Annotated in this window: 16 protein-coding genes; 13 read left to right on the forward strand and 3 right to left on the reverse strand. The window is 74.9% G+C overall.

Annotation, left to right across the window (positions count from 1 at the left end; translation table 11 throughout):
• Positions 1-181 precede the first annotated feature (181 nt).
• From DPM19_RS28230 to DPM19_RS28275, 10 genes are all read left to right on the forward strand, one after another.
• Positions 182-1,471, forward strand: coding sequence for an MSMEG_0569 family flavin-dependent oxidoreductase (locus DPM19_RS28230; protein WP_233510841.1), 1,290 nt, complete (start codon positions 182-184; stop codon positions 1,469-1,471).
• Between the two features lies 1 nt (position 1,472).
• Complete coding sequence (locus DPM19_RS28235) at positions 1,473-2,288, forward strand: amidohydrolase family protein (RefSeq protein ID WP_111871094.1); 816 nt, start codon at positions 1,473-1,475, stop codon at positions 2,286-2,288.
• Between the two features lie 19 nt (positions 2,289-2,307).
• Positions 2,308-2,820 (forward strand): MSMEG_0572/Sll0783 family nitrogen starvation response protein, encoded by a 513-nt coding sequence (locus DPM19_RS28240; protein WP_111871095.1) that lies wholly within the window; start codon positions 2,308-2,310, stop codon positions 2,818-2,820.
• 10 nt (positions 2,821-2,830) lie between these two features.
• Entirely contained in the window at positions 2,831-3,901 is a 1,071-nt protein-coding gene (locus DPM19_RS28245; protein ID WP_111871096.1) for an MSMEG_0568 family radical SAM protein, read from the forward strand.
• Between the two features lie 5 nt (positions 3,902-3,906).
• Positions 3,907-5,289 carry an MSMEG_0567/sll0787 family protein gene (locus tag DPM19_RS28250; protein WP_111871174.1) on the forward strand — a complete coding sequence of 461 codons (1,383 nt, stop codon included), beginning with the start codon at positions 3,907-3,909 and terminating at the stop codon, positions 5,287-5,289.
• Positions 5,286-6,128, forward strand: a complete 843-nt coding sequence (locus DPM19_RS28255; protein WP_111871097.1) for a carbon-nitrogen hydrolase family protein — start codon at positions 5,286-5,288, stop codon at positions 6,126-6,128. Before DPM19_RS28250 ends, DPM19_RS28255 begins: the two co-directional genes overlap by 4 nt.
• Positions 6,125-6,952: a carbon-nitrogen hydrolase family protein gene (locus DPM19_RS28260; RefSeq protein ID WP_111871098.1), complete on the forward strand. Its 828-nt coding sequence runs from the start codon at positions 6,125-6,127 to the stop codon at positions 6,950-6,952. The genes DPM19_RS28255 and DPM19_RS28260 overlap by 4 nt, the downstream gene beginning before the upstream one ends.
• Positions 6,953-6,959: 7 nt before the next feature.
• Positions 6,960-8,012 carry an MSMEG_0565 family glycosyltransferase gene (locus DPM19_RS28265; protein ID WP_111871099.1) on the forward strand — a complete coding sequence of 351 codons (1,053 nt, stop codon included), beginning with the start codon at positions 6,960-6,962 and terminating at the stop codon, positions 8,010-8,012.
• A gap of 182 nt (positions 8,013-8,194) precedes the next feature.
• Positions 8,195-9,325: an FKBP-type peptidyl-prolyl cis-trans isomerase gene (locus DPM19_RS28270; protein WP_111871100.1), complete on the forward strand. Its 1,131-nt coding sequence runs from the start codon at positions 8,195-8,197 to the stop codon at positions 9,323-9,325.
• Positions 9,326-9,617: 292 nt separating this feature from the next.
• Entirely contained in the window at positions 9,618-11,681 is a 2,064-nt protein-coding gene (locus DPM19_RS28275) for a transglycosylase domain-containing protein (RefSeq protein ID WP_158566921.1), read from the forward strand.
• A 19-nt stretch (positions 11,682-11,700) separates the two neighbouring features.
• Here DPM19_RS28275 and DPM19_RS28280 read toward each other — a convergent pair whose 3' ends face one another.
• Positions 11,701-12,072, reverse strand: a complete 372-nt coding sequence (locus DPM19_RS28280) for a hypothetical protein (RefSeq protein WP_111871102.1) — start codon at positions 12,070-12,072, stop codon at positions 11,701-11,703.
• A gap of 337 nt (positions 12,073-12,409) precedes the next feature.
• On the opposite strand from DPM19_RS28280, the gene DPM19_RS28285 reads away from it, so the two are divergent.
• The 3 genes from DPM19_RS28285 (at position 12,410) to DPM19_RS28295 (ending at position 18,129) form a co-directional block, all read left to right on the forward strand.
• A complete protein-coding gene (locus tag DPM19_RS28285) occupies positions 12,410-16,729 on the forward strand; it encodes an SseB family protein (RefSeq protein WP_146779018.1) in 4,320 nt (1,439 codons plus the stop codon).
• The gene (locus DPM19_RS28290; protein ID WP_111871104.1) at positions 16,726-17,094 is read left to right on the forward strand and encodes a hypothetical protein; all 369 of its coding nucleotides are present in this window, start codon (positions 16,726-16,728) and stop codon (positions 17,092-17,094) included. The genes DPM19_RS28285 and DPM19_RS28290 overlap by 4 nt, the downstream gene beginning before the upstream one ends.
• 129 nt (positions 17,095-17,223) lie before the next feature.
• Positions 17,224-18,129, forward strand: coding sequence for a hypothetical protein (locus tag DPM19_RS28295; RefSeq protein ID WP_111871105.1), 906 nt, complete (start codon positions 17,224-17,226; stop codon positions 18,127-18,129).
• Between the two features lie 159 nt (positions 18,130-18,288).
• On the opposite strand, the gene DPM19_RS28300 is transcribed toward DPM19_RS28295, so the two are convergent.
• The gene (locus DPM19_RS28300; RefSeq protein WP_111871106.1) at positions 18,289-19,101 is read right to left on the reverse strand and encodes a TrmH family RNA methyltransferase; all 813 of its coding nucleotides are present in this window, start codon (positions 19,099-19,101) and stop codon (positions 18,289-18,291) included.
• 53 nt (positions 19,102-19,154) lie between these two features.
• Entirely contained in the window at positions 19,155-20,135 is a 981-nt protein-coding gene (locus DPM19_RS28305) for an endonuclease/exonuclease/phosphatase family protein (RefSeq protein ID WP_111871175.1), read from the reverse strand.
• Positions 20,136-20,445: the final 310 nt, after the last annotated feature.

Genomic DNA, 20,445 nt, shown 5'->3' on the forward strand with positions numbered 1-20,445 from the left:
CGCCGCTGTGACCCGTGCGGACATTACGTGAGCTGCCCGACATCTCGCAGCAATCCGCGGCGGATCGCGGTAACCGGCGTTTGTTCCGGATGAAACCATCGGGAAACCGCCGATGAATGGACTGTGGATATCAGGTTCAGGGCTCTCACCAGGAGGTCCGGGTGCCCCAGAGGCGGCTTCGGTGATCCCCGCGGGGGCCCGCCACGACGTGGTCGTGATCGGCGGCGGGCAGGCGGGCCTGGCGATGAGCCACTGCCTGCGGCGCGACGGCCTCGATCACGTGGTGCTGGAGCGCGACCTGATCGCCGCCGAGTGGCGCGAGCGCCGCTGGGACACGTTCTGCCTGGTCACCCCCAACTGGCAGTGCCGGCTTCCGGGCTTCCCCTACCAGGGCGAGGACCCTGACGGCTTCATGGGACGCGACGAGATCGTCCGCTACCTGGAGGGGTACGCGGCCTCGTTCGACCCCCCGGTCCTGGAGGGCGTCACCGTCACCGAGGTGCGCGCCGACGGTGACCGGTTCCTGGTCCGGACCGACCGCGGCACGCTGACCGCGAACCGGGTGGTGGTGGCCGCCGGCCCGTACCAGCGGCCGGTGATCCCCCGGGCGGCCGAGCGGCTGCCGGCCCGGATCCGGCAGTTGCACTCCGCGGAGTACCGCAACCCGGGCGCCCTGCCGCCCGGCGACGTGCTGGTCGTGGGCACCGGCCAGTCGGGCTGCCAGATCGCCGAGGACCTGCACCTGGCCGGCCGCGCCGTGCACCTGTGCGTGGGGAGCGCCCCGCGGGTGGCCCGCCGCTACCGCGGTCGGGACGTCGTCGCCTGGCTCGACCTGATGGGCTACTACGACCGCGGCATCGACGAGTTCGACGACCACGACGCGGTGCGGGCCCGCGCCAACCACTACGTCACCGGCCGGGACGGCGGGCGCGACATCGACCTGCGCGCCCTGGCCCGTACCGGTATGCGGCTGTACGGGCGGCTCGCCGGGATCGAACCGGACGGTCTGAGGTGCGGCGACGGCCTGGCCGCCGACCTCGACCACGCCGACCGGGTGAGCGAGAGCATCAAGGACGCCATCGACGCGTTCATCGCCGACACGGGGCGGCAGGCCCCCGCGGAGGACCGCTACGTCCCGGTCTGGCACCCCCCGGCGGAACCGGGGTCCCCACCCCTGGACAGGATCTCCGCGGTGGTCTGGTGCACCGGGTTCCGCCGCGACCACTCCTGGCTGCGCGTGCCGGTCTTCGACGGCACCGGCTACCCCGTCCACCACCGCGGGGTGACCTCTTTCCCGGGGCTGTACTTCCTGGGCCTGCCCTGGCAGCACACCTGGGGTTCGGGCCGGTTCTCCGGGGTGGGGCGGGACGCCGAGCACCTGGCCGCGCTGCTGCGCGGCGCCGCCCCGGAGGAGCCGCGCTACCGGATCCACGCCGACTACCGCGTCCATCCCGAACTGCTGGGGACGTGACATGCACTTCGACGCGCACCGGCACCTGGGCCGGCTCCCCGCCCACCCGTTCTACGGCGGCCCGCCGGTCCACCCCGACACGACCGCCCGCGGCACCGTCGCCGAACTGCTGAAGGACCTGGACGAGCAGGGCGTCGAGCGCGCCCTGGTGCTGCCCAACTACGGCGTCCCCGACCCGGCGGTCGCCTTCGGCTTCAACGACCTGGTCGTGGAGGCCGCCGGCGCCGACGACCGGGTCCGCGCGGGGCTGTGGGTCTCGCCCCGGCCGGAGGACGCCGCCCGCACCGAGCACGCGCTGGGCCTGGTCGCGGAGCGGGGCGTGCGCGCGCTCAAGCTCAGCTTCCTGCTCGGCGGGCGCCCCGACGACGCGGGCTGCCGGCCCGCCCTCGACCGGATCTTCGCCGCCGCCCGCGCGCACGACCTGACCGTGCACGTCCACACCTCCCCCGGCGCCGCCTCCGACATCGACCGGGTCGGTGACCTGGTCGAGCGGTACGGCGACGGGACGCGGATCCACCTGGTGCACTTCGGCGGCGGGATGAGCGGCCACATCAAGCTGGCCGGCGGCCGGTTCTTCGACTGGATCGCCGCCGGCAAGCGCGTCTACACCGACCTGTCCTGGGCGATCGGGTTCGCCCCGCGCTGGCTGGCCACCGAGATCGAACGGCGCGGGCTGGGCCACGACCGGGTGCTGTTCGCCAGCGACGAGCCCTGGGGCGACCACGCCGGGGAGCACGCGCGGTTGCGCGCGGCCGTCGGCGACCCCGAACTGGCCGGCCGCGTCTTCCGCGGCAACTTCGAAGAACTGTACGACTGAACGATCAAGGAGCGCAGAGATGACCGAGCTCACCGACCTGGAGAAGCAGAGCCTCACCGAGGTACCGCACCCCTCGCTGCCGGAGGGGTCCAGCATCTACGGCGGCACCAAGGTCTTCCCCGACTACCAGGCCGAGGACGGCGAGACGTACTTCACGCTGGTGCACGGCATCGCGCACGAGTCGTCCGTCAGCTTCGTGGCGATCCTCCAGGCCACCCGGGCGCTGCGGAAGGGATTCGAGTCGGCGATCTACTTCTACGGGCCCGGCTCGCTCAACTGCCTGGCCACCCGGGGCTTCCCCACCACCGGGAACTCCGCCTTCCCCGGCGAGCACAACATCAACAACTCGCTGGCCACGTTCATCTCCGAGGGCGGCAAGGTCTACTGCTGCCGGTTCGGCCTCTCGCTGCACGGCGCGCGCGAGGAGGACCTGATCGAGGGCGTCATCCCCACGCACCCGCTGGACGTGCAGGACGCGCTGATCCACTACGCCCGCAAGGGCGCCATCATCAACTCCACCTACATGTTCTGAGGGGGTCCCCGTGAGCGCTGGCACCGACGGGCGGCTCGACATCAGGGCGGAGGTCGCCGTCCGGGGCATCAGATCGACCGTCCCGGTCCACCGGCACGGCGGGGCGGGCCCCAGCGACGACGGCCACCTCGTGCTCGACGGTGCCGGCGCCGCGCTCCCGGTCGACCCCGGCAGCCCCTTCGAGGTGCGCGACGGCCGGCTGTGGCGCGGCGGGGCCGACACCGGGCTCGCCGTGCAGCCGGTGCGGCGGCCCCGTTTCTACGACCTGGCCACCGCCGACGGCGTCCCCTACGAGAAGATCGCCCGGCTGCACGGGGCGGACGTGCTGGCCACCACCGTGGTGCAGACCTGCGTCCGGTACGCCGAGCCCGACCGCTGCCGGTTCTGCACCGTCGAGGAGTCGCTGCGCGCGGGTTCCACCGTGGCGGCCAAGACGCCCGACCAGCTCGCCGAGGTGGCCGCGGCGGCGGTCCGGCTGGACAGGGTGCGGCAGATGGTGCTGACCACCGGCACCACCCACGGCCCCGACCGGGGCGCCCGGGTGCTGGCCCGGTCGGTGCGGGCCGTGCTGGCGGCCGTGCCCGGGCTGCCCGTCCAGGTGCAGTGCGAGCCCCCGGCCGACCTCGGCTGGATCAGCGAGTTGCGCCGGGCGGGCGCCACCGCGATCGGCATCCACGTCGAGACCCTGGACGAGGAATTGCGCCGGCGGTGGACCCCCGGCAAGGCGACCGTACCGCTGGAACGCTACGCGGAGGCGTGGGACGAGGCCGTCCGCGTGTTCGGCCGTAACCGCGTCTCCACCTACCTGCTGATCGGGCTCGGCGAGGACCCTGACGAGCTGGTCGCGGGCGCGGGCCGGCTGATCGAACGGGGCGTGTACCCGTTCGTGGTCCCGTTCCGGCCGCTGGTGGGTTCGCTGGCCCGCCGCGACGGGGTGCCCGGCCCCGCCCCGGCGCTGGTCCGCGAGGTGACCGGGCGGGTGGCCGCGCTGCTGGCCCGGGCGGGCATGACCGGTGCCGCGCAGGGCGCGGGCTGTGCGGCCTGTGGCGCGTGCAGCGCGCTCCGGGCCGCGGGAGGATGATCAAGATGGAGGACACCCTCGCCCTGCTGGGCGACCGCAACACGTTGCGCCGCCGGCCCGCGCTGCGGGTCGAGGCGGCCGAGCGCCCCGCCGACCTGGCGGCCTACCACGCCCTGCGCACCCGGGTGTTCGTCGAGGAGCAGCGGCTCTTCGAGCGCTCCGACCGGGACGAGCGCGACCGCGACCCCCGCACGGTCGTCCTGCTCGCCCGGGACCGCGGCGGCACCGTGGTGGGCGGCGTCCGGCTCGGCCCGGTCGGCGAGGGCCCGGACCTGGGCTGGTGGGCGGGCGGGCGGCTGGTCGTCCATCCGGCCGCGCGGGGCGCCCAGGGCGTCGCGCCGGCCCTGATCCGGGCGGCCTGCGCCCGGGCCGAGCAGGCGGGCGCGCTGCGCTTCGAGGCGACCGTCCAGCTGCGGTACGAGCGGCTGTTCGCCCGGCTGGGCTGGCGCCGGGTCCGGCCCGTGCCGGTCGCCGGCCGGCCGCACCTGCTGATGCGCTGGCCGATCGGCCGGATCGCCGCCCAGGCCGCCGCCACCAAGAGCGGGCTGGGCCCGCTGCTGCGGGGGCTGGCGCCCGGCGGGGCGGGGTTCGTCGGCGACGACGGCGCCCCGGTGCCCGACAGCGACCTCGTCGCCGCCTGCGACGCGATCCTCCCGTCGATGGTGGAGCGCGATCCCGAGTGGGCGGGCTGGTGCTCGGTCCTGGTCAACGTCAACGACCTGGCCGCAATGGGCGCCGAGCCGGTCGGGCTGCTGGACGCGCTGGGCGCCCGGGACCGCTCGTTCGCCGGCCGGGTGCTCGCCGGGCTGCGCCGGGCGAGCGAGGCGTACGGGGTGCCGGTCCTCGGCGGTCACACCCAGCTCGGCGTGCCGGCGTCGCTGGCGGTGACCGCGCTGGGGCGCACCGCCGACCCGATCCCGGGCGGCGGCGGCCGGCCCGGTAACCGGGTGCGGGTGACCGCCGACCTGGCGGGCGGCTGGCGGCGCGGGTACGCCGGCCGGCAGTGGGACTCCACCACCGGGCGGAGCGCCCCCGAGCTGCGCGGGATGCTGGGTTCGGTCGCGCGGGCCCGGCCCGCCGCGGCCAAGGACGTGTCCATGGCCGGGATCGCCGGCACCCTCGGGATGCTGGCCGAGGCGAGCGGCTGCGCGGCCGTCCTCGACGTGGACCGGGTGCCCCGGCCCGCCGCGGCCAGCATGGGCGACTGGCTGACCTGCTTCCCCGGCTTCGCCATGATCACGGCGGGCGGGCCGCGGCTCCCGGGCGGCCCCGCGGTGGGGGCCGAGTGCGGCGAGCTGACCGCCGGCTCGGGCGTGCTGCTGCGCTGGCCGGACGGCGAGCTGACCGAGGCCGTCGCCGGCGGCGTGACCGGGCTGGGGACGGCATGAGCGCGCTGCGGATGGCCGCGGTCGCCGCCCCGTTCGGCCGGGACCTGGAGGCGGACCTCGTCCGGATCGCGGAGCTGGTCGCCCGGGCCCGGCAGGTCGGCGTGCGGCTGCTCGCGCTGCCCGAGGCGTGCCTGGGCGGCTACCTGGCGAGCCTGGACGGCGGCTCCGCCGACGAGGGGCCGCCGCCGCTCGATCCGGCCGGGCCGGAGATCCGCCGGCTGGCGGCCCTGGCCGGGGAGATGGTGATCTGCGCGGGCTACTGCGAGGCGGCGGGCGCCGACCGCTACAACGCCGCCGTCTGCGTCAGCGGCGACGGCGTGCTCGGCCGGCACCGCAAGGTCCACCAGCCGCTCGGGGAGGACGCGTCGTTCGCCGCGGGTGACCGGTTCGCGGCGTTCGACACCCCGGTCGGCCGGCTCGGCATGATGATCTGCTACGACAAGGCGTTCCCCGAGTCGGCCCGGGCCCTCGCCCTGGACGGCGCCGAGATCGCGGTCTGCGTCTCGGCGTGGCCGGCCAGCCGCACCCGGCCGGCCGCCGACCTGGCCGACGACCGGTGGACCCACCGGTTCGACCTGTTCGACCGGGCCCGGGCGCTGGAGAACCAGATCGTCTGGCTGTCGGCCAACCAGTCGGGTTCCTTCGGCTCGCTGCGGTTCGTGGGCAGCGCCAAGGTCGTCGGGCCCGGCGGCGAGGTACTGGCCCGGACCGGCACCGACGGCGGCATGGCCGTCGCCGAGCTGGACGTGCCCGCCGCCCTGGCCACGGCCCGCCGGTCGATGGGGCACCTGCGCGACCGGCGGCCGGACGCCTACGGCAGGCCGGTGCCCGCCGGATGATCCGGATCGCGGCCGCCGCCGCGCACTTCGGCCGCGACCTGGACTTCGACCTGCGGCGGATCGCCAAGCTGATCTCCGACGCCCGGCAGGCGGGGGTGGCCCTGCTGGTCCTGCCGGACGCGGCGCTGGGCGGCTACCTCGCCGACCTGCGCCGGCCCGACCCGGAGGCGCTGCCCCCGGCGCTGCCCGCCGACGACCCGCTGCTGCTGCGGGTGGCGGCGCTGGCCGGGGAGATGGTGGTCTGCCTCGGCTACTGCGAGGCGGCGGGCGCCGACCGCTACAACGCCGCCGTCTGCGTCAGCGGCGACGGCGTGCTCGGCCGGCACCGCAAGGTGCACCTGCCCGCCGGGGAGGCCGTCGCCTACGCCGCGGGCGACCGGTTCGCGGCGTTCGACACCCCGGTCGGCCGGCTCGGCATGATGATCGACTACGACAAGACCTTCCCCGAGTCGGCCCGGGCCCTCGCCCTGGACGGCGCCGAGATCCTGGCCTGCCTGTCGGCGTGGCCGACCAGTGTCACCAACCGGGCGCCCCGGATGGCGCAGGACCGGCAGGCGCGGCTGTTCGACCTGTACGACCGGGCGCGGGCCGCCGAGAACCAGGTGGTGCTGGCCTCGGCGAACCAGACCGGCACCCTGGGCGGGATGCGCTTCCTCGGCCAGGCCAAGGTCGTCGGCCCCGGCGGGGACGTCCTGGCCCGGACCTGGGCCAAGGCCGGGCTGGCGGTGGCGGAGATCGACGTCGGCGCGGAGGTCGCCCGCGCCCGCCGGGTGCTCGGGCACCTGCGCGAGCGCCGCCCCGACGCCTACGGGACGGCCCGGTGAGGCCCTGGTGAGGATCGCCCTGCTGAGCTACTCCACCCGGCCGCGCGGCGGGGTGGTGCACACCCTCGCCCTGGCCGAGGCGCTGGCCGGGCTGGGGCAGGACGTCACGGTGTGGACTTTGGGCCGGGGCGGCGACACCGGGTTCTTCCGGCCGGTGGACCCGGCCGTCCGGCTGCGCGTCGTCCCGTTCCCGGACCGGCCCGGCGAGGACGTGGGCGGCCGGGTGCTGCGCTCGATCGCGGCGCTGCGCGCCGCGTTCGACCCGGGCGGGTACGACGTGGTGCACGCCCAGGACTGCATCAGCGCCAACGCGGTGGACCGGTGCGTGCGGACCGTGCACCACCTCGACGCGTTCACCACCCCGGAGCTCGCCGCCTGCCACGAGCGGGCCGTCGTCACCCCGTTCGCCCATATCTGCGTGTCCGCCGCCGTCGCGGCGGAGCTGGCCGCGGGCTGGGGGATCACCGCGACGGTGATCCCCAACGGGGTGGACGCCGAACGGTTCGCCGGAGCGCCGAAGAGCACCCGGTACGGGCGGTACGTGCTGACGGTGGGCGGCATCGAGCCGCGCAAGGGCTCGCTGGACCTGCTGGAGGCGTACGCGCTGCTGCGGGCCGGGCTGCCCGGGGTCCGGCTGGTGATCGCCGGCGGCGAAACCCTGTTCGACTACCGCGACTACCGCGCCCGGTGGGAGCGCCGGGCCGCCGAGCTGGACGCCGATCCGCTGGTGCTGGGCCCGGTCGGACACGACGAACTGCCCGCCCTGGTCGCCGGGGCGGCGGCGTTCGCCTTCCCGTCCGTCAAGGAGGGGTTCGGGATGGCCGCGCTGGAGGCGCTGGCCGCCGGGACCCCGCTGGTCGTCCGCGACCTGCCGGTCTTCCGCGAGGTCTTCGGTCCGGCCGCCCGGTACGGCGGCGACGCGCCCGCGCTGGCCGCGCGGCTGCGCGAGGCGCTGACGGTGCCCGATCCGGCCCGCCGGGCGGCGGGCCGGGCGCTCGCCGCCCGGCACACCTGGACCGCGGCGGCGCGGGCGCATCTCGACTTCTACCGCGCGCTGTGAACTGCGGGCGTGACAGCGGGGGGTGCGGGGCACGAGACTTGGCCGCGGTGTGCGGACCCCGGCGGTGCCGGTAGATTTCCGGGACGGTCTGCCTTGCCCCGATTTCACGGCGAGCTTAGGTCGAGGGTGCAAGGCTGTGCAGGGCCCCCGTCGTGTCGTCGAGCCGGAAACAAGTGAGGAACATGTCTGAGGATGACAAGCCCCGCGGCAAACCGGTGGTGAAGGCGAAGCTGCCGGCCGCGAAGAACATCGGACGCTCGGAGTTCACCCCCCACGGGATCAACTCCAAGCGCGGTGGCGGCTACCGGCCCTCCGGCATGACCGCCGCCCAGGCCAAGAAGCGGCGCCGCCTCACGGCCGCCGGGGTGCTCGTTGTGATCCTCGCCGTGGCGGCGGGCACCACGTACATGGTGACCCGGCCCGCCCCGGTGATCGAGGCGAGCGGGGCGTTCGGCAAGGAGCCCAAGGTCGAGATCCCCAAGAAGGCCCTGCCCACCGGGTTCAAGGTGTCCGCGCCCGTCGTGGGCAAGGGGCACAAGCTCGCCAACGGCGACTCGGCCTACGTGAAGTTCATCTTCTTCAAGTGGGGCAAGGACGGCGCGGACAAGCGTGGCGACAAGAGCGTCCACGAGAAGCTGGGCTCCACCTACGAGCAGGGCGGCGAGGCCACCAACATGGTGGTGGGCAAGAGCGGCGTGAAGGGCATCGACAAGGCCCTGCTCGGGAAGACCGCGGGCAGCCGGCTGATCATGGAGCTGCCGCCCGCCGACGCCTTCGGTAAGGAGGGCAACCCGCAGCTCAACGTGGCCCCCACCGACACGCTGGTGTTCGTGATGGACGTGGTGGGTGCCGTCCCGAAGGGCGCGGCGGTGTCCGGCACCGAGAAGAAGCTGTCCGACCCGGACCTGCCCGAGGTCACCAAGCCGAAGAAGGCCGGTGAGGCGCCCAAGGTGACCGTGCCCGACGCCGATCCGCCCGGCAAGCTGGAGTCCCGGGTCCTGATCGAGGGCACCGGCCCGGTGGTCGCCAAGGGCCAGACGCTGGTCGCCCACTACGAGGGGCGCATCTGGAAGGGCGGCAAGGTCTTCGACTCCAGCTGGCAGCGCGGCGAGTTCGCGACCTTCCCGATCGGCGTCGGCAAGGTGGTGAAGGGCTGGGACAACGGCCTGGTCGGCAAGAAGGTCGGCAGCCGGGTGCTGCTCGTCATCCCGCCCGGGGACGGGTACGGCAAGGAAGGCAACCCGCAGGCCGGGATCAAGGGCACCGACACCCTGGTGTTCGTGGTCGACATCCTGGGGGCGATGCCCGCCTGAGCCAGGGAGGGGCGGGCGGTTCGCGGAGGTGAAGGCGAGCCGAACCCGCCTGATACGGCCTTACCGACGGCGGGGCACCGGGTCCGGTGCCCCGCCGTCGGCGTTCCATGATTCCTTCGATTACCAGGGGGTAACCGTCAACCGAGACGTATCCGTGGCCGTCCTCTAGAGGGTGAACCGCCTCGGGTAGGGTCTGTAACGAACACATCACGGGGGGCGTGTGAGCAGCAGCGACATCGGTTCCGAGGATCATGAGCCGGAACCGGATTCCGAGAGGGAGAGACCTCCCGCCGTGGGGTCACGGCGGGTCAGGCTCGCCCGCCGGTTCGGGCTCGGCTTACTCGCCTTCCTCGGCCTCGTCGTCGCGATCTTCGCCGTCGCCTACCTGTTCACGCCCATCCCCTCGCCGCAGGCCAAGGCGAAGGCGCAGGGGCCGGTCTTCTACTACGCCGACGGCAAGACGCCCATCGCCAAGACCGGGGTGAACCGCGACGCCGTGCCGCTCGCCGAGGTGCCCCGGCACATCCGCGACGCGGTGATCGCCACCGAGAACCGCACCTTCTACGAGGACCCCGGCGTGTCGGTGCGGGGCACGGCCCGCGCCTTCTGGTCGACCGTCTCCGGCGAGCAGGTGCAGGGCGGCTCGACCATCACCCAGCAGATGGTCCGCAACTACTACAGCGGCCTCAGCCAGGAGCGCTCCCTCACCCGCAAGGTGAAGGAGGTCATGGTCTCGCTGAAGGTCGGCCGGGAGAAGTCCAAGGACTGGATCCTGGAGCAGTACCTCAACACCATCTACTTCGGCCGCGACTCCTACGGCATCCAGGCCGCCGCCAAGGCCTACTACCGCAAGGACGTCGGCGACCTGACCCCCGCGCAGGGCGCGTTCCTCGCCGCGGCCATCCAGCGGCCCACCGAGTTCGCCGACGCCGCCGGCGAGCGGCGGCCCTACGCCGAGCAGCGGTGGCGGACCGTGGTCACCGGGATGGTGCAGGCGGGCGTGCTCACCGAGGCCGACGCCGCGGCGATGAAGTTCCCCGTCCCGGTGCGCCAGTCCAACCACGACATCCTCAGGGGCCAGGTCGGCTACATGGTCAACATCGCCCGCAAGGAGCTGATCGAGCGCCGCGGCTTCAGCGAGGACGAGATCAACCGGGCCGGGCTGAAGATCGTCACCACCTTCGACAAGCGGCTGATGGACGCGGCCGGCGACGCCGTGAAGTCCATCCTGCCGGACAAGACCGACAAGAACGTGCTCACCGGGCTGGTCTCGGTCGACCCGGGCACCGGCCAGGTGGTGGCCATGTACGGCGGGCGCGACTACCTCGACCGGCAGCTCAGCAGTTCCTTCGGGTCGCGGGCGCAGGCCGCCTCGGGCTTCAAGCCGTTCGTGCTGGCCGCGGCCCTGGACGCCGGATACGGGCTCAGCACCGTCGTCAACGGCGGCTCGCCGCAGTACTTCAACGGCGCCCGCATCCAGAACGACAGCGGCACCAGCTACGGGATGCTGAACCTGGTCGGCGCCACCCAGAACTCGGTCAACACCGCGTACGTCAACCTCGGCCTCAAGGTCGGCCTCGACAAGGTCACCGACATGGCCGAGAGCCTGGGCATCCCGCGCAAGCAGCTCACCGCCAACGGCGGCGACACCGCGCCCACCCTGTCGCTCGGTGTCACCGCGGTCAGCCCGGCCCAGCAGGCGGGCGCGTACGCCGCGTTCGCCGCCGAGGGCGCGTTCCGCCGGCCGTACGTGGTGAAACGGGTCGAGCGGCCTGACGGGAACGTCCAGAAGTTCAGCGAGAAGCGGGTGCGGGTCTTCGACTCCCGGGTGGCCCGGGACGCCACCTACGCCATGGCGCAGGTCGTCCAGGGCGGCACGGGCACCGCCGCGAACCTGCCGGACGGGCGGCCCGTCGCGGGCAAGACCGGCACCGGCGTCCAGGGGCGGGCGATCTGGTTCAACGGCTACATTCCGCAGCTCGCCACCTCGGTGGGCATCTTCCGGGTCGACAACAAGCCGCTGGAGATCCCCGGTTACTCCATCTATGGCGGGGTGCTGCCGGCGCAGATCTGGCGGTCGTACATGGGCGAGGCCGTGGCCATCAAGGACATTCCGGTCAAGGAGTTCGGCTCGCCGTCCGTTTACCTGGGCGGCCCGCCGCAGTCGCCGAGCAGTTCACCCTCCGAACGGCCCGGGCCGCCCACCGAAGGCCCGGAGTCGCCGGTGGAGCCGCCCGAGCCGTCCCCGCCGCCGGAGTTCCCCACCGAGCGGCCCTCCCTGCCGACCCGGCCGCCGTTCCCCGACGACCCGTACGACCCCGGCGAGCCCGCGGAGGACTGGCCGTACGCCCCCTAGCCGTGCCCGGCCGGGGCGCTCAGGCGCAGGCGGCGCCGACGCGCGCCGGGGTGGCGGTGACGAGCCGCTGCAACGGAGCCGCGTCGCCGGTGGCCAGGGCGCTCCCGGCGGTGCGGGCGTCCGCCGACTCGTCCTGGAGGGCCTTCTTCAGCTTGGCGTCCTCGGCCTGGCCGGCGAGCGCGTCCATCCGGGCGGCGAAGGCGTCGGCCGACTGCTTCCACCGGGCCTTGTCCGTCGGGGGGGCACTGCGTACGGAGCTCGCGAACCGGTCGAACGCCACGGTCGCCTGCTGGCAGATGGTGTCCTTGTTACCGCCGCCGATCAGCCCGCAGCCGGTGAGGAGCAGCGTCGCACAGGTTCCGGCAAGGACAATCCCCGTGACATTTCCCATTAAATCCTCCCGGATGAACCCCGTAAGCACCTCATATGATCGCGCACCGGACAGCATTGGTTCACCGCAACGGCAATCACGTTGGACGGGTGGAACGCGCGGCGCGGGGCGCCTACGCTGTCCGGAGGCCGGCCCGGGAACGCGGCGGACCGGCGATCGCACGACCCGCACAGGCATGGCGATCGGGTCCGATCGCACCGGCCCGCGCGGGCGCCCGGGGGACGATCATCCATCACCGGCCTGACAGTTTTATGACGGTTCGCCCGTGTAGCGTAGTCGGGTCCGCAACCGCCTCAGGGGAACCTACGAGGCGAGCTGAGCACAAGGGGTGGCGAACGTGGCCGACGCGTGGCAGCCCGCGAGCGATCTCGAACGCCGGATGCTCGACGCGCTGCAGTCCGGGGACCAGGAGGCCTACTTCCGGCTCCTCTCGCAGAGCGAGCTGATCCTGCCCGTCGCCGCGGACGCCGTCGCGGGCGTGCTGTCCGGCCGCATCCCCCTGACCTGGCCCACCCGGGAAGAAGGCGGGCGCACCCACGTGCTGGCCTTCACCTCGCCCGAGGCCATGCGCCTGTCCCTCGGCCCGGCGCAGGAGCACTTCGTCACGCTGCGGTTCACCGAACTCGCGACCGGCTGGCCGGAGCTTCGCTGGTGGCTGGCGATCGACATGGAACTGCTCCTGCAGGGCCTGCTGCCCGGCTGGTTCGTCCAGCAGATCGCCGCCGGCGACACCCAGCCGCCCCAGGCCGGCCGGGCAGGTATGCCGGGAGCCGCCCCGGGCGGCGCGCTGATCGGGGAACCCGCCCCCCGCGGACGCCGAGCCCGCCGCGCCCGCCCGCCGGAGCCCGCGCCGCCGCCCACCGCACCCGGCCCGGCCCCCGGGCGGGATGCGGCCGCCGAACCGGCTCCCGGACCGGGTCTGCCCGGAAGCGGCGATCCGCTCGCCCCCACGACGCCCGGCGTCCCGCCGGCCGAGGGCCCGCGGCCCACCGCCCCGGCGGCCCCGCTCGTCCCCTCCGCCTCCCTGCACGACCGGGCCCCCCTGCCCGTGCCCGGGGAGGCCCAGGCGGCCCTCCGCACCACCCGCCCCGCCGAGGCGCCCATGGCCGGCCCGGCACCCGCGGACGTCCCGCCGGTGGCCGGCCCCGGCATACCGGACGGGCCGCGCCGGACGGCACCGGAGGCACACCCCCGCACGGACGGGTCCGCCGCGCTCCCGGGCCCCCTGCCGGACGCGCCGCACCCCCCGGCTCCGCCGGTGGAATCCACGGCGGCCGGGCATGCCGGAGAGAGGGCGATCCCCGCCCCCCGTCCCGGCGGCTCCCCGCAGCCCGGCCGGCACGACCGGCCCTCGCCCGGCGCCCCCGCCCGGGCGGACGGCCCCGCGGCGCAGGGCGGCTCACGCCCCGCCGGATCGGAGGCCGTCGCCACGGCGGCCGTCCCCGGCCTGACCGGCACCCGCGACCTGGCGGCCCCCACACCCCGGCCGCCCCTGCCCGAGCCCCCGACGCCCCGCGCCGAGCCCGGCGCCCCCGGCGACCGGAACGCAACCGCTCCCGGCCTCCCCGCCGCCCCCGCAACGACCCTCGGCGCCACCCCGCCCCCCGGCCCCACCGCGCCCTCTGACACCGCCGCGCCTCCCGGCCCCGCCGCGCCTTCCGGCCCTACCACCCCTTCCGGTGCGACCGCGCCCTCCGGCGTCGGCGCGCCTTCCGGTGGCGCCACGCCCTCTGGGGGCACCGCGCCTTCCGGCGTCGGCGCCACGCCGCCCGGCGGCACCGTCGCTCCCGGCGCCACGCCGCTCGACGGCCCCGTCCGGCCCGGCGACGGTTCGACGGTCCCCTCTCCGGCGCCGGGCACGCCGGCCGCCGCCGGTGGTCTCGTGCCGCCCGTGGGCGGGCCCGAGACGTCCACCGGCGGCACGCCCGTTCCTGATCTCCCTGTGCGGCCCGGCGGGACCGGTGCGCGGTCCTCCGGCGGCCATGCGCTTCCCGGCGGCGGAACGGAGCAGCCCGCCGCCGGCGCATCGGCCGGTCCGCACCTGCCGGGCGGGTCCGGCGCGGTGCCGGCCGAACCCGCGGTGCCCGGTGCTCCGCCCCTTCGTGACTCCGACACCGCCGGCCGGACTCCGGCCGGTGGGCCGGCGGCCGCCCCGCACCGTTCCCCGGCACCCGGCTCCCCGGAGCCGGGCACGGCCGCCCCGGCAGGACCCGAGCACACGGCTCCAGCCCCGGGCGGCGCGGGAGCCGCCGTCCCGGTTCCGCCCGCCCCCGGCGCCCCGAGCGGCCCCGCCGCCCCGCCGCACGGCCCGGCCACCCCGGGCCGGCCGGGCTCCCCCGCAGCCGACTCCGGGCTCCCGCTGCCGGACGTCCCACCGCACGGCCCCGCCGCCCAGGACCGGCCGGACCTCCCGCCGCCTCCCGGCCCCGCACCCCAGGGGGCCGCCGGCGCCCTCGCACCGCCGGCCGGGAGCGACGCACCGTCCCGCCCTGGCGGTGCGGCTCCGGCCGGGCCCTCGCCCGCGACACCGGCCCGTCCCGGTGATCCGGCTCCGGCCGGGCGGGGCGCGCCGGGCAGCACCGGCCCTGCCGGCGAGGGGGCGGCCGCCGAGCTGAACGGGCTCCTCCCGCCGGGCGTCGCCGCGCCCACGAGCCCGAACGGGCTGGCCGCCGCGCCCGGTCCCCGCCCGACCGGCCGGGGTCCCGTGCCGGAGCCCGATCGCGCCGCCGGGGAGCAGGGTGGCGGGGAAGAGCCGGCCGGCACGGCCGGCGAGGTGGAGCGCAGGCTCGCCGAGGCCGCCGTGCTGGACGACCTCGAAACGGCCTTCGGCCTGCTCGCCGACATCGAGGTGCTGATCCCGATCCCGCCGGAGACGGACTACGCGGTGCGGCCCGGCCGGCCGAACTTCCCGTGGATGACGGCGGAGATGGACGACGTCGTCGTGCTCCCGCTGTTCACCTCGCCGGAGCGGCTGCGCGAGGCGATCGGTTCCAACGACTTCCTGGCGTTCCCGCTCTCCACCGTGGTGCGGTACTGGCCCGACCCGCGGTGGACCCCGGTGATCAACCCCGGTGCGGAAAGCGAGCTGAGCCTGCCCGGCGATGAGCTGTCCCAGCTGGCGGCCTGGGCCGAGCAGCGGGTGGCCGACCAGTTGGCCGAGCGCTTCGAGCCGCAGAACGAGATCGAGCAGCGGCTGCTGGACGCCTCCGCCCGGCACGACACCGTGGCCTTCTTCGACGTCCTGCGGACCGCCCAGGTGCTCGTGCCGACCGAGCCCGAGACGCCCTGGGGCATCCGGCCCGACGACGCCGACTTCCCCTGGCGGCCCGTCCCCCTGCAGGGCAGGCTGTCGATCCAGGTCTTCACCTCGCCCAGGTGGATGCACGAGGCGATCGGCCCGTCCCGGTTCGTCATGCCGGCGTTCCTGGACGCCGTCGCGTCCTGGCCCGACCGGAGCTGGGCGCTGGCGATCAACCCGGGGACGCCGATCGGGATGACCGTGCCGGGCGACCAGGTGAGCGCGCTGACCGGTGCCGCCGAGGCCGCGCCCGCCGACCGGCCCGCGGACAGGCCCGCGCATAAACCCGCCGCCGACCGGCCGGCGGACAGGCCCGCTGCCGCCGCCCGGCCCGCGGAGGAGCCGGCCGCCGGGGAGCCGGACTTCGAGCCGGGCAACCGGATCGACCAGGAGCTGTACGAGGCGGCCCTGTCCGGCGACACCGACGCGTTCCTCCAGGTGCTCTTCGCCGCGAACGTGCTGGTTCCGATCCCGGCAGACGCCCCGCTGGAGGTCATGCCCACCCAGCCGGAGTTCCGCTGGGACGCCGCGCTGCGCGACTCCTCCTCGGTGCAGGTGTTCACCTCGCTGGTGCGGCTGCGCGAGGTGCTGCCCGCGTCCCGGTTCGTGTACGCCGACTTCCGGGAGCTGATCGGGACCTGGCCCCGGACCGACTGGGCGATGCTGCTGAACCCCGGCACCCGGATCGGCGCCTCGCTGGGCGGCGACCAGGTCAGGGCGCTGAGCGAGTGGGCCGTGCGGGTCGGGCTGACCCCGGCCGCCGAGCCCGCCGTCCATCCGGGCGGTGTGCCCACCCACCGGCCCGCCGGGTCGGTCCCGGAGCCGCGCCCGGCGGATCCCGGTGGCGAGCCCGCGCCGCCGCCGACCGTCATGCAGAAGGTGCTGCCGCACGAGCATGTGAGCTGGTACCTGGAGCAGGCCTATGACCGGGTCGGCGGGTTCGTGCACCCGGTCGCCGAGGTGACCGACCTGCACACCCCCGCCCAGCTCTACGCGGCGCTGGGCCTGCTCTACGAGGGGTCGCCGTTCTCGTCCGACGACGAGGGGGTCTACGTGATCCGCTGGCCGGCGTACTGCCCGGACCTGTACCGCATCCCGTTCGGCGGGCGGAGCGAGGAGGAGCTGGCGGGCTGGGGGGACGCCGGCTGGGTGATCGAGCGCCCGCCGTTCCAGGGCAGCGGGTTCGCCCCGGGCAGCGCGGGCTCGATCCGCGAGTACAAGGTCGACAGCGCCCGGCTGCCGTACGGGGCGGAGATGTACCACCTGAGCCGCGACCGGTCGGAGCGGTACGTCGCGATGTACGACCCTGACCGGCTGGTCTGGGTGCGGGCCGACGACGACGCGCAGGACGCCCGGTGAGCCGGGACGGTTACGTCGCCCGCTGGCGCGGCGTCGACTACGAGGCCAGCCCGGGGGCCGATGGCACCGTCCGGCTGTACTCGGCCGAGCCCGCCGAGGGTTTCGAGGAGGTCCGGCCCGGCCGCCATCGCAGGCTGATCCCGCCGGACGAGGTGGAGAGCCTGCGCTACCTGCGCACCACCTGCACCTGGCAGGGGGAGCAGTTCACCGTGGTCGGCGAGCACGACACCTGGTTGCGGGTGGAGTACCTGGGCGGACGGGCGCCGGTCGCCGAGCGGTTGGAGCTGGAGCACGTCGACCATGGGGTGTGGCAGGCGTGGGCACCACAGAGCGAAGTGCAGAACCTCCGCGAAGAATTCATATGAGCGTGATAATTAGAACGCGCGCCATGGTTGATTCCACCGTCTTCTCCGTGTTCGCATGATTTCGTGCCCAATGCCGGGGTACCGGTACGGGCCGAACGCTCAACGGCGATGCGACGGAGGTGTGGGGGCGTGCTCTTCCGATCGGGGACCCCGATCTTCATAGGCCTGGGCGCGGTGTCGGCGCTGGCGCTGGCACCGCTCGCGGCGGCCCATGCGGACCCCACCACCGATCCCCCCACAGCCCCCACGCTGACGGTGGGCGTGACGCCCGACCAGGGAAGCTGGCCCGCCGGCGAGGCCAAGTCCCTGAGCGTGAAGATCGCCGCCACGCTGGGCGAGCCCGGCCCCACCACGGTGAAGATCACCGTCACCACGCCCGCCTCGGTGACCTGGAAGTGCCCCCAGGATCCGGCGGAGGACGGCTCCTGCGTGCTGACCGGCCTGGACGAGAAGGGCGTCGAGATCACCCCGGTGGTCGTGTCCACCCCCGAAAACCTCTCCACGGCCGCCGACCTGACCCTCACGGTCGTGGCCGACGGCGAGCTCACCGAGCCGGTGACCGGCACGGCCACGTTCACCGTGACACCGCTCCCGAAGCCGACGCCGACGCCCACCCCCACGCCCACCGTCAAACCGACGCCCAAGCCGACCCCGACCGCCACGCCGACCCCGACGCCGACCCCCAGCCCGGCCAGTTCGGGCGGCTCTGGCGGCTCGAGCAGCGGCGGCTCCGGAGGTTCGGGCGGCGACGACGGCTTCTCCACGAACACGCCGACGGATCTCAGCGACACGGTGAGCCTGCCGAGCAGCACGTCCGCCGCGCCGCCCATCGCGCTGCCCTCCCCCCAGGTGGCTCCGTCCCAGCCGATGAACCTCCCGGCCAGCACGCTGCGCGCCGACTCCGGCCCGGCCCCGCAGGAGATCACCTTCGAGCGGCTGGCCAGCACCCAGGCGGCCTGGCTGGCGGTCCTCCTGCTGACCTGCTCCCTGCTCCTGGTCGAACTCCGCCTGGGCCGCCGCCCCCGCCGCCGCTGACCCGAGCGTCCCCCACCGCTGATCCTTCAGCATCCGGTGCGCCATGACGCCTCGAAAGCTGAAGGATCACGGACGCACGTGCTCTCATCAGGTGATCCTTCAGCATCCAGGGCGCCCTGGATGCTGAAGGATCACGTTGCCGGCGGCGGGTGGGTGGGCTCAGCGGGTGAGGGCGTAGCAGGCGATGGCCGCCGCGGCGACGACGTTGAGGGAGTCGACGCCGCGGTCGAGGGCGGTGGCGTCCATCGGGATCCGGACGGCCTGGTCGGCTTCCTTCTGCCAGCGGTCCGACAGGCCGTCGCCCTCGGTGCCCAGCAGCAGCGCGCAGCGCCCGGTCAGGTCGAGTTCGTCGAGCGGCACCGCGTCGGCGGCGGGGGTCAGGGCCAGCAGCCGGAAGCCCTGCTCGCGCAGCGTGCCCAGGCCGCCGTACCAGTCGGTCATCCGTGCGTACGGCACCGCGAACACCGCGCCCATCGAGACCTTGACCGCCCGCCGGTACAGCGGGTCGGCACAGCGGGGGGCGAGCACGACCGCGTCCACCCCGAGCGCGGCGGCGCACCGGAAGACGGCGCCGACGTTGCCGTGGTCGACCAGGTCCTCGCAGACCACGATGCGGCGGGCGCCCGCGACCACCTCGGCGACCGGCGGGAGCGGCAGCCGGTCCAGCGCCGCCAGCGCCCCCCGGTGCACGTTGAAGCCGGTGATCTTCTCCAGGACGGCGTCGTCGGCCGCGTACACCGGTGCGCCGGTCCCGGCGAGCAGGTCGGCCAGCGGCTCGGCCCAGCGCCGGGCCATCAGGAAGGACCGCACCGGGTAGCCCGCGCCGACCGCCCGGCGGATCACCTTCTCGCCCTCCGCGATGAACAGGCCGTGCTCGGCCTCCAGGCTCTTGCGCAGCTGCACGTCCCGCAGCCGGACGAAGTCGGCGAGGCGAGGGTCGGCCGGATCGTCGACCGGAACGAGGTGGACCATGCGCCCAGTCTGCCGAACTCGCGGCGGCTGACCGGTATCGGCCAGCTCCGGGTTCAGCCGGGCAGGACGAGGTGGGCGAAGACGGCCCGGTGGTCGCTGCCGGAGAGGTCGTGGACCGTGACCCGGCGGACCGCGGCGCGCCGGTCGACGAGCACGTGGTCGATGGTGAGCGGGATCATTCCGGTCAGCCCCCAGGTGGGGACGAGCCCGGCCCCGGCCCGGTCGGCGGCGTCGGCGTAGCCGCGGTCCAGCAGAGCGCGGAACCGCGCGTGGTCGAGGGTGGCGTTGAAGTCGCCCGCCAGGACGCGGACCGGGCCGCTGGAACCGGCGGCGGGCAGCGCCGCCAGGCCGCGCCGCCACTCGGCGACCCCCGGAGTCGAGATCGGCGGCGGCGGGTGCACGGCCGTCACGTCCACCTGAACGCCGCCGGGCAGCGTGAACGCGGCCCGGGGCATGGCCATGTCGCCACCGGCCGGGTCGGGCAGCGACGTCAGGGGGTACCGCGCGTAGAGCGCACTGCCGCCCGCTCCCCAGCGGGCGTCCAGCGCGGTGTGCGGCAGCAGCCGCCGCAGCCCGGCCCGGTCGTACTCCTCCACCGCGTCGGGGGTGAGCTCCTGCAGGCTGAGCACGTCGGGGCGGGTCCGGCGGACCAGGTCGATCAGCTGGCCGGCGGAGGCCCGGCCGAAGTAGAGGTTGGCGGTCAGCACCCGCAACTCCGGCCCGTGCGCGGCGGGCTGTGCCTGACCGAAGGCCCGGGGCAGCACGGTCGCCGCCAGGGCCAGCGCGACGGCCCCGCCCACCGCGGCGGCCCGCCGCCGACGCAGCAGCAGGGCGCAGCCCACCGGTACCAGGGACACCGCGGCAACGTACGGGGTCAGCGCCAGCAGGGGGACGGCGGGCACCCCGATACCGGGCAGCCGGTCGGCGCCGACCAGCCGGAACACCGCCCAGATCCCCCACGACCCGACGGCCACCCAGGCGACGGCCGCCCGCCAGTGCCTGCCGATCGCGCCGAACGGACCCTCGTCTGTCATCTGGGTCACAACGTCCCCCTGCCCGCCGGTCGCCTCGGGGTTCCGGCGCCGTCTCCGCAAGGTGAGACGACCGGGCCCCGGCAGGAGTTGCCGGAGTATCGAAGGTGCGGCCCGGAAGGAAGGCGGGCCGCTGGTCAGATGTCCAGTGCCGATACGGTGGCCGGGCCCGGGCACATGTAAGCGGACCGTTACCTCCACCCCCGAAATAACCCCTGATGTCAACACTTATGCTGATGACCTGCAAGATTGTTAGCTCTTTACCATTTTGTGACGACAGGCCCGTCCCACTACAGTGCCGGGGACAATGAGA

This window comes from Actinomadura craniellae, assembly GCF_003289645.1.
Lineage (GTDB): Bacteria > Actinomycetota > Actinomycetes > Streptosporangiales > Streptosporangiaceae > Actinomadura_D > Actinomadura_D craniellae.

Coding starts and splice junctions, on each gene's coding strand:
- DPM19_RS28255 (WP_111871097.1), top strand. CDS start 5,286: ATGAGCGCGCTGCGGATGGCCGCGGTCGCCGCCCCGTTCGGCCGGGAC.
- DPM19_RS28260 (WP_111871098.1), top strand. CDS start 6,125: ATGATCCGGATCGCGGCCGCCGCCGCGCACTTCGGCCGCGACCTGGAC.
- DPM19_RS28305 (WP_111871175.1), bottom strand. CDS start 20,135: ATGACAGACGAGGGTCCGTTCGGCGCGATCGGCAGGCACTGGCGGGCG.
- DPM19_RS28270 (WP_111871100.1), top strand. CDS start 8,195: ATGTCTGAGGATGACAAGCCCCGCGGCAAACCGGTGGTGAAGGCGAAG.
- DPM19_RS28300 (WP_111871106.1), bottom strand. CDS start 19,101: ATGGTCCACCTCGTTCCGGTCGACGATCCGGCCGACCCTCGCCTCGCC.
- DPM19_RS28235 (WP_111871094.1), top strand. CDS start 1,473: ATGCACTTCGACGCGCACCGGCACCTGGGCCGGCTCCCCGCCCACCCG.
- DPM19_RS28240 (WP_111871095.1), top strand. CDS start 2,308: ATGACCGAGCTCACCGACCTGGAGAAGCAGAGCCTCACCGAGGTACCG.
- DPM19_RS28250 (WP_111871174.1), top strand. CDS start 3,907: ATGGAGGACACCCTCGCCCTGCTGGGCGACCGCAACACGTTGCGCCGC.
- DPM19_RS28280 (WP_111871102.1), bottom strand. CDS start 12,072: ATGGGAAATGTCACGGGGATTGTCCTTGCCGGAACCTGTGCGACGCTG.